The organism is uncultured Nostoc sp. (assembly GCF_964245445.1).
Classification (GTDB): Bacteria; Cyanobacteriota; Cyanobacteriia; order Cyanobacteriales; family Nostocaceae; genus Nostoc.
The window spans coordinates 21,020-28,998 of record NZ_CAXTNE010000079.1 but is presented as its reverse complement, the minus strand read 5'-3'; the positions used below and the strand labels follow the sequence as shown (position 1 = coordinate 28,998).

The window sequence follows — 7,979 nt, the reverse complement described above, 5'->3', positions numbered from 1 at the left end:
CCCCTCCTTGTTGAGAAGTAGATTACCATACTTTTTTATTAGTGGGATAGTTTCCAGACAAAAGCTGATGATCCGATTAAATACTTTGCCGCCCCAGAGAATCAAGATTTAGGCGTGGTTAAATATTTCCGAAAGCCAGTCTCAAAGCTGGATTTATTTCCTTTTCCCGCACCCTCGCAGACATTAGTGCAATCACTCTAACCTCTCACGAATGGTCTAAACTCCAGTTTTGAGACTTAACGAGAAAAATCAGAGAATAATTGCACAAAACTGTAATCAATATTGCTTTATTGTGCGATCAACTCATCTTACTTGAGCAATCAACTTTGCACAAGCACCCAATGCATTATCTAATAGCTTCTTTTATTGTATTTATCAAACAGACAAAAACACTACTATTTGAAGAAAACAAACAATAGAAAGGAGAGAAAATTAGCGAACATCTTTGGTCAAAGCTGAAAGGGCAACCTATTAGTTTTGAACAGGAAATCGAACTATTCCAGAGAATAATCCAGGCGATTAGAAATCACGGCTACACAAACTTTCGTCCACCTGCACGGACTAAGGGACTTCCAGAAAATAAACTATTCCCTTAATAATAATGATAATCATTTTAAAGGAGATGAAGGGGCTGCCGTCGGTAGCCCCTTCATCCCCTTTTGTAGTAATTTGAATAATGATTGAGTTTTTGAGTGTGATAACTGGTGGCTATAGTATTAACTGATTCTCTCAAAAAGTTGTTAATTCAAACTGCGTCTCAATTAAAAGGTGCAGCAAAGCGCAAATTTATGGCACAGACAGTTCAGGGCTTAGGTTTAGGAGGGCAAAGGCTTGCACAATCAGAATTAGGATGGAATCGAGACACGATTCGTAATGTTCAAGAGAATTAAAAAGCGGTATTACTTGTGTTGACAACATGAGTGGCAAAGGGCGTTATAAAGCAGAAGAACACCTGCCAAATCTTTTAGAAGATATAAAAGATTTAGTTGACTTGGTTAGGACGCTGTGCAAAGAACATCTTCTATAGCATCTCGAAGACGGTCAAATTGAATGAGTTGTTTACGAATTCGACTCTTCAACCATGACCAACATCGCTCAATTTTATTAAGGTCAGGTGAATAAGACGGTAAGTATTTTAAGCGACAGTCTGCGGCTTCAATTAATTCTTGAATACGTCCGCCTCGGTGAAATGTAGCATTATCTGCAATCACTATTTGTCCGGGTTTAAGCGCTGGGATTAAACAAGTTACAAGCCAAGTTTCAAATACGTTTCGGTTACAAGCTCCCTCAACAGTAAACGGAGCGAATAACTTCCCATCACAATAAGCGGCAATCATATTAACTCGCCCTTGTCTTTTGCCACTTTTGAGAGCATAAAAGCGGCTCCCTCGCTCGTAATTGAACTTAAAATCAAGGCTTTTGGGATAGTTCCACCCATTGACAGGGCTGCCCCTAATCCCTAATCTTTAGCCCCTTCAAACTTTAACTATTCAACCTAACTAATTAGGAGTTCTTGCAATGCCGAAACTTAAATTTCCTCAATCTCAACAAGCCGCTAAAGAAATAAAAAACTATCTACCAGGCGGAGTTCACTACAACTTCCGTTACGCTGGAAGGGATACCATAATACCCTTTAATAAAGGAAAAGGGTCAAGAGTATGGGATTTGGATGGTAATGAGCATCTGGATCTTTTTTGTAAATTTGGTGCTTTGATTGTAGGACACGGTAACGAGGAATATAATGCCAAGCTAATGAGGAAGCTTATTCTATTATTGGTGGTGGCTTATCAGGTTTGGTCAAATCTTTAGGTAATCGTGTCGATTATTACCCAGAAAGTTTGTCAGGGGGACAAAAACAGCGGGTTGCGATCGCACGGGCACTCGTAAGTCATCCTAAAATTGTTTTAGCAGATGAACCAACGGCAGCGTTGGATAAAAAATCGGGACGCGATGTAGTGGAATTGATGCAAAAATTAGCCAAGGAACAAGGTTGCACAATTTTGCTCGTTACCCATGATAACCGCATTCTCGATATTGCCGACCGAATTGTGTATGTGGAAGATGGACGGTTAATTAACGATGATGTTGATGCAGGTTAAAATCAGGTTTTTTACCCTGACGACGATTTACAATTTGCCCTTGCGGATTAACTGTGATTACTTCAAACTCAAAGGTTTGTAAAATAGGTGCTTTACCTGGTTTGGAGATCCGAGAAGAGGATTGTCTCATACAACTCCCGGCGATCGCGCTCATCAAGCCTAAACCTGAGAAAATCAAAAGTCGTCGTCTTAGATTTGGAGGTTCTATATCTAGAGACTGCTGGTGCGGTTGCTTCATGAAGAACCCCTAGAGATCCAGTAGAAGATATTGACAAATTAAGCAGATTGTGGATAAGCTGGCTACTATCGGCATTAGTAACATACAATATAGAAATCGCCGAAAAAGATTTAGTTTAAGGTTTAATCTGATTGCTGCTCTCTACAATTATGAGCTTTGTCTCCCCAAAATAAAATCTTCCAGAGCGACTTTTACAAGAGGTCTATTGTGAAAGTTGCTGCTTGGTGCTTGGTTAGGTGCGGCGGCTGGTTCTCACTTACTGGGATTATAGAACTGATTTATGAGGCAGCCACCTGAGAATTTGGAACCACAACAGCCTGATGTAAATTCAACGCAACAGACTGATAGTTCTACATCTCAAAATGTAGTGCAGGGAAATCAAAACCGAGTTGTTCAGGATAATGAGAACCAATCTGTTCTCCTCAAACATCTCCCAACAGTCTTGCTTTTCTAAGAAGAAATTGGAGAACAGTCTCTTCACGAGAAATTATATCTACCTTACCTTCCATTCCTAATTTAATCATACATTGGTTTTTGCCCTGACCGAAGACCAAACTTTCTGGTGCGATCGCCACTTTGTAGAAAGCCGTCTGTTGGTTGGAAGTCAGCAAGAGATTGCTTGGACTAACTCCAGCAGATTTGATGGTATCTTGGGAAATTTTACTGACGACCCCTTTAAGAGTGCCATAATCTGGATAGGGACAGGCAGAAACCTGCATTTGTACTAACTGGCCGGTCTTTAACTTACCAATGTCCGAAGGGGAGATGGCAGCCTCGATTGTCAAAGAGACATCATTCGGAACGATTTGAGCGATTTCTTGCCCTGAATTCACAGTTTGACCGGGATTTCGCAGATTTAGTTGAGCAATAATCCCGTCTGCCGTAGCAGTGATCTTAGTTTTACTGAGGTCGATTTCGACTTGTTGGAGTTGGCGGTTATCCCGTTCTAGCTGCTGCTGCAAAGCAATGCGTTGCTGGATTAGAACTTCTTTTTCCCGCTTTAAAGAAGCGCTGGTCGCTTCGCCTGTTGCTTTTTCCCGTCCCACACTCTCAGAAGCGATCGTTACTTCTGCCCCAGTTGGATTGACGGCAGCTTTAGCGCGTTCCAGTCGAGCGACAGTAGCCTGAACCGCTTGTTGCCGCAGTTCTATCGTTTGTTTTTGGGCTTCAATAGTAGCTTTTTGTACCTCAACAGTCTGTTCTTGCTGTTTGACCGTATCCTGAGACTCATCTAATTGATCTTGAGACAGCGCCCCCGCTTGAGCAACGCGCTGATAGCGATCGCGCCGCTTGCTGGCTGCTTCTAAAGCAGATTGGACTGCTCTTAAATTTGCCTGGGCTGCTTTAAACTCTGCCTTAGCTCTTTGCCATTCATTTCGGGCCGAGTTTAAATTTGCCTGGGCTTCTCGAACTTCAGCCAGGGTCGTAATTTGCCTATCTCGATAATCTCGCTTTCGGTGGCTCAATTCCGCTTTAGCCGAGGCTACACTCCTCTTGGAACGGTCAGTTTCGGCGGAAATCTGAGTATCGAGGGCTTGAATTTGGGCATTAATCTGAGTCAATTGTAAGTTTGCTTGCTGGATCTGATTTTGCATTTGACTTTTTTGGGTTTGCAAGTGGGAATCATCAAGAATCGCCAGGACATCTCCTTTTTTAACAATTTGATTCTCTTGCGCCCAGATATATTTCACCGAGCCTTCTGTCGCCGCTTGAACCAAACGTAATTCACCCGTAGGACGGATGGTTGCCTGTGCTTTAACAGTCACGTTGTACTTTGTTAATGTAGCTAGGGCAATGGCTATTCCCACCGTAGTCACGGCAAACAGTCCTGCTAGCGTTGTCCAACGACTAATCGATGGCAAAAATTCGCTTTCTCTGACTCGTGGTAAAATAGCAAAAGAAGGAAACGCACCGAGACTGGGAGAGTTAGAATCGGTGCTTTCTGCTTGTTGTCCTTGTTCTACTGTCTTCTGTTTTTTTAATTGGTTATATAAACTAGCCATCTCACTGCTGACTGCTACAGTTTTTAGGGAATCAAGAAATTTAGGTGTTCTCCCGTTTGTTGACATAATGCCTCTACTGACCCTTGTAGTTTTAAGCGACCGCGATCAAGCATGACAATCCAATCCGCCCGAGCAATAACACGCGGACGGTGGCTAATTAAAATTGTGGTTTTTCCCTGCCGATGGTTTAGTAAATTCTCCAGCACTTGGGACTCACTCACTGGATCGAGGGCACCTGTAGACTCATCTAAAATCAGGATGGGAGGCTCGTTGACGATCGCTCTGGCGAGTGCTAAACGCTGTCTTTGTCCGCCGGATAGATTAGCCCCAAATTCCCCTAAAACAGTTTGATATTTTTCGGGCAGTTGACTGATAAATTCGTCTGCTTGCACAATTTGGCAAGCTTGAACAATCTGGTCAAGGGTCAGATAAGGAGAACCCAAGCGGAAATTGTCCACAATCGAGCGACCCCAAAAGTGAACGTCTTGAGGAACTAGCATTACTTGTTGCCGCAAGCAGTCTAAAGAAAGGTCTTGCTGGTTATACATTCCGTAGCGGATATTGCCAGATTGAAGGGTATACAAACTAGCAATTAATTTGACTAGAGTACTTTTGCCACAACCCGATTTTCCAATCAGTGCAATCACTTTTCCTCCTGGAAGGGTAACGGAAAAGTCTTGTAACAAGTCGAGTCGCCCCGGATGGTGAAAGGTCAAATTGGTGCAAACAATGTCAGGATCGACGGGAATATGAGCAAAAGATTGGCGAGACTCCTCTGGAATTTCGGGTTCGGCGGCAATAACTTCAGCGAGTCGTTGCGTTGCTGTTTGGGTTCGGGTAAATTGATCGACAAAACTGACAGCCGTATTGACAAATAAAGTTAGGTTGCCATTCATACTATTAAAAGCCAACAGCATCCCGATAGTTAATTCCTGACCGATAACGAGGGTGCTACCAAACCAAAGCAAGATAATATTACCTGTATTAGCGATTAAGTTAGCAAAAGTATTATTAACGATTAAAATTTGCAAGGTGCTTAAGGTAACGGTAGCCAGACGACTAAAACGGCCTTGAAATTCGTCCCAAAATTGAGAGGCCGCATTGGTAGTTTTTAGAGTCAGGGCACCTTTGAAGGTTTCAACTAGAACCCCTTGATTCTCTGCTGCTAAGGTAAAAACATTACGAACTTTTTTCTGAAGTTTAGACAAATAAATAACAGTGGGCAGTGTCATCAGTAGAGCCAGAAAAGCCGCCATCACTGTGAGTTTAATGCTATAATAAAGCATAAAGCTCACAGAAACGATCGCAACAAAAAATTGACTGGGCAACGTCACTAAAACTTGAGCAACTAATTGATTTATTTGTTGAATATCTTCTAATCGGCTGGCAATTTCACCACTGCGCCGAGTTTCATAGTAATTGAGAGGTAAACGCAGAATTTGGCGAATGAACTCAAAGTTTAGCCCCAATTGGATGCGCTGGCCTAGATGAGCGATCAAAACCGATTGGACAAAGCGCAGAATGCTGCTAACCAGGTTCATCGCAATCACAGCAATGACAATCCGCGTTAGCAATTGAGTGTCTTGCCGCACCAGTACGTCATCGGTGAGGATTTGGATTAAAAAGGGAGTGCCTAAAGAAAGTACGCCGAGAATGAGGTTAAGCAGGAGTGCTTTATTGAGAATTTCTTTATGAGACCAAGCACGTTTGAGAAATAAAGACAATCCCTTAATTTCGTCTTTCTGGTCTTCCTGTGCAGAAAACCGCGCTGGATCTGGATTGAGTAAGAGCATCACCCAATCCGTCCAAGATTCAATTAATTTAGCTTTCTCATAATACTGAATACCTGAAACCGCAGGGTCGGCCACAACATATTTATTGCCCTTTTTCCCATATAAAACAACCCAGTGTTCGCCTCTCCAGTGAATAATAGCGGGTAAGGGTGCTTTATCGATTTTCTCTAAAATGACTGGCGAAGCGGTAACGGAACGGGCATTAAACCCCAAAGATTCTGCACCACGTTTTAACCCTAAAAGGGTAGTGCCTTGCTGTCTGGTTCCGGCAAGATCGCGAACGTAGCTAATGGTAAAATTTCGTCCGTGATATTTAGCGATCGAAGCTAGACAAGCAGCACCGCAATCTTCTTGAGAATGTTGAAGTACGTTAGGATATTTCATCGACAAAACTCAACCTCGATAACTAGCCAAATGCTGTTTTAAAGCGGGAATAACTTGCTCAAAAACACTTGTCCAATCTCCATGCTGACGCTGGCGAAACAACCGCATTGTCGAATACCAAGGACTATCATTACGGTTTTGTAACCAGCGCCAATCTGCGTCACGAGGTAATAAAGTCCAGACAGGTACTCGCAATGCTCCAGCTAAGTGAGCAACGGCTGTATCGACTGAAATAATTAAATCGAGTTGAGAAATCAAAGCAGCAGTATCAGCAAAATCTTTTATTTGAGGGGTTAAATCGTACAGCCGAGCTTGATGTTTAAATTCATCGATTTCACTAGACAATTTGCCAACTTGAAGGCTATACAAACTAATCTCAGGAATTGACAGCAAACTCATAAATAAGGATAAAGGGCAGTCTCGATCACAGTCTAAATGGCTGATACGTTCGCGACCTCCGCTCATCCAAACAATCCCAACTTTTAATTTAGTTTTGGCAGATTCTGGTTCGGTTATTAAAGGTAAAGTACAGCCTTTTTCTGGTTCAATTTGAGGCAAGGTTATATAAGGAACTTTAGCCGGGATAGTTTCTAAAGTAGTTCCTAAGTAATAAGGTAAGCTCAAAAGTGGCACATATACGTCAAAATTAAGTAATTCTGATTTTGTATCTACTAATTGAGCAATCCCGGAAACAGTTTGAAATAATCGAAAAAGGGGTTTTGTACAAACAAAAATTACCCGTCCACCTTTTTGAGCAACTAAAGGAGCAAAACGAATAAACTGAATAATATCGCCAAAACCATCATCACCATGATGTAGTAGGATTGTCTTTCCATTTAAGTCTGAGCCATCCCACATAGGCTGAGGGCAATCTAACAAGTAAGGAAAGAGGGAAATGTGCTTTCTACATTCATAGTCGGGAAGTCCTTCTTGGTAATTACCCTTCTTTAAAAGAGTCAGACTACGATTCCACCGAATTCTTGAATTATCAGGTTCTATTATTAATAACTGATTAAATAAATCAAGAGCTTCCTCTAATCTTCCCTGTTTGGCAAGAACACAAGCTAAACGATTGCGATAATTAAAAGAATCAGGAAGTAATTTTAATAGGTTTCTCAAACAAATAATCGCTTCCTCATAGCTTTGTAATTGTTCGTAAAGCACTCCTAGTTTGTAATAACTATCAGCTTCATTTGGAAGGATAGATATAATTTTATTGTAGTCTGAAATAGCTATTTCTAAATTATTCGTCCTATGAGCTAACATTGCTCGCAACTTCAAAGCTTCAACACAAAGAGGATTATTAATTAAAATTGAATTTAATATTTCTTCGACTTGCTGAAAGTTTCCTGCTTTATATTCTTGAAGTGCTTGAGTAAATTGCTGTTGTATTTCAGGAATATAGTTGGGAGATTGTTTAGTAAAAGCAGTCATGATTTAAACCACCTTAGTAATTATTTAC

The 7,979-nt window shown here is 41.5% G+C and carries 6 protein-coding genes and 3 pseudogenes; 4 read left to right on the top strand and 5 right to left on the bottom strand.

Features of this window, described 5'->3' with window-relative positions; all coding sequences use genetic code 11:
- Positions 1 to 710: 710 nt before the first annotated feature.
- Positions 711 to 991, top strand: a pseudogene (locus ACFE90_RS15350) (ISAzo13 family transposase); the annotation flags it as partial.
- A gap of 4 nt (positions 992 to 995) precedes the next feature.
- Here ACFE90_RS15350 and ACFE90_RS15345 read toward each other — a convergent pair.
- Positions 996 to 1,388, bottom strand: a pseudogene (locus tag ACFE90_RS15345) (transposase); the annotation flags it as partial.
- 130 nt (positions 1,389 to 1,518) lie between these two features.
- Here ACFE90_RS15345 and ACFE90_RS15340 point away from each other — a divergent pair.
- Together ACFE90_RS15340 and ACFE90_RS15335 are read left to right on the top strand one after the other, a co-directional pair.
- Entirely contained in the window at positions 1,519 to 1,809 is a 291-nt protein-coding gene (locus ACFE90_RS15340; RefSeq protein ID WP_375501897.1) for a hypothetical protein, read from the top strand.
- Positions 1,806 to 2,099, top strand: a pseudogene (locus ACFE90_RS15335) (ATP-binding cassette domain-containing protein); the annotation flags it as partial. The gene ACFE90_RS15340 and the pseudogene ACFE90_RS15335, both read left to right, overlap by 4 nt.
- Here ACFE90_RS15335 and ACFE90_RS15330 read toward each other — a convergent pair.
- The gene (locus tag ACFE90_RS15330) at positions 2,074 to 2,337 is read right to left on the bottom strand and encodes a hypothetical protein (protein WP_375501895.1); all 264 of its coding nucleotides are present in this window, start codon (positions 2,335 to 2,337) and stop codon (positions 2,074 to 2,076) included. The pseudogene ACFE90_RS15335 and the gene ACFE90_RS15330 overlap by 26 nt on opposite strands.
- A gap of 280 nt (positions 2,338 to 2,617) precedes the next feature.
- Here ACFE90_RS15330 and ACFE90_RS15325 point away from each other — a divergent pair, with 280 nt between their 5' ends.
- Positions 2,618 to 2,791, top strand: a complete 174-nt coding sequence (locus ACFE90_RS15325) for a hypothetical protein (RefSeq protein ID WP_375501893.1) — start codon at positions 2,618 to 2,620, stop codon at positions 2,789 to 2,791.
- Here ACFE90_RS15325 and ACFE90_RS15320 read toward each other — a convergent pair.
- The 3 genes from ACFE90_RS15320 to ACFE90_RS15310 are packed head-to-tail and all read right to left on the bottom strand — an operon-like array spanning position 2,760 to position 7,951.
- On the bottom strand, positions 2,760 to 4,406 hold the full coding sequence (locus ACFE90_RS15320) for an HlyD family efflux transporter periplasmic adaptor subunit (protein WP_375501891.1): 1,647 nt from the start codon (positions 4,404 to 4,406) through the stop codon (positions 2,760 to 2,762). The two genes, ACFE90_RS15325 and ACFE90_RS15320, sit on opposite strands and share 32 nt — an antisense overlap.
- The gene (locus ACFE90_RS15315; protein WP_375501889.1) at positions 4,364 to 6,517 is read right to left on the bottom strand and encodes a peptidase domain-containing ABC transporter; all 2,154 of its coding nucleotides are present in this window, start codon (positions 6,515 to 6,517) and stop codon (positions 4,364 to 4,366) included. Before ACFE90_RS15315 ends, ACFE90_RS15320 begins: the two co-directional genes overlap by 43 nt.
- A 9-nt stretch (positions 6,518 to 6,526) precedes the next feature.
- The gene (locus ACFE90_RS15310) at positions 6,527 to 7,951 is read right to left on the bottom strand and encodes a tetratricopeptide repeat protein (protein WP_375501887.1); all 1,425 of its coding nucleotides are present in this window, start codon (positions 7,949 to 7,951) and stop codon (positions 6,527 to 6,529) included.
- Positions 7,952 to 7,979 lie beyond the last annotated feature (28 nt).

What these genes read in the sequence shown, in the direction of transcription:
- ACFE90_RS15315 (WP_375501889.1), bottom strand. Translation starts at nt 6,517, where the DNA reads ATGAAATATCCTAACGTACTTCAACATTCTCAAGAAGATTGCGGTGCT.
- ACFE90_RS15320 (WP_375501891.1), bottom strand. Translation starts at nt 4,406, where the DNA reads ATGTCAACAAACGGGAGAACACCTAAATTTCTTGATTCCCTAAAAACT.
- ACFE90_RS15325 (WP_375501893.1), top strand. Translation starts at nt 2,618, where the DNA reads ATGAGGCAGCCACCTGAGAATTTGGAACCACAACAGCCTGATGTAAAT.
- ACFE90_RS15340 (WP_375501897.1), top strand. Translation starts at nt 1,519, where the DNA reads ATGCCGAAACTTAAATTTCCTCAATCTCAACAAGCCGCTAAAGAAATA.
- ACFE90_RS15310 (WP_375501887.1), bottom strand. Translation starts at nt 7,951, where the DNA reads ATGACTGCTTTTACTAAACAATCTCCCAACTATATTCCTGAAATACAA.
- ACFE90_RS15330 (WP_375501895.1), bottom strand. Translation starts at nt 2,337, where the DNA reads ATGAAGCAACCGCACCAGCAGTCTCTAGATATAGAACCTCCAAATCTA.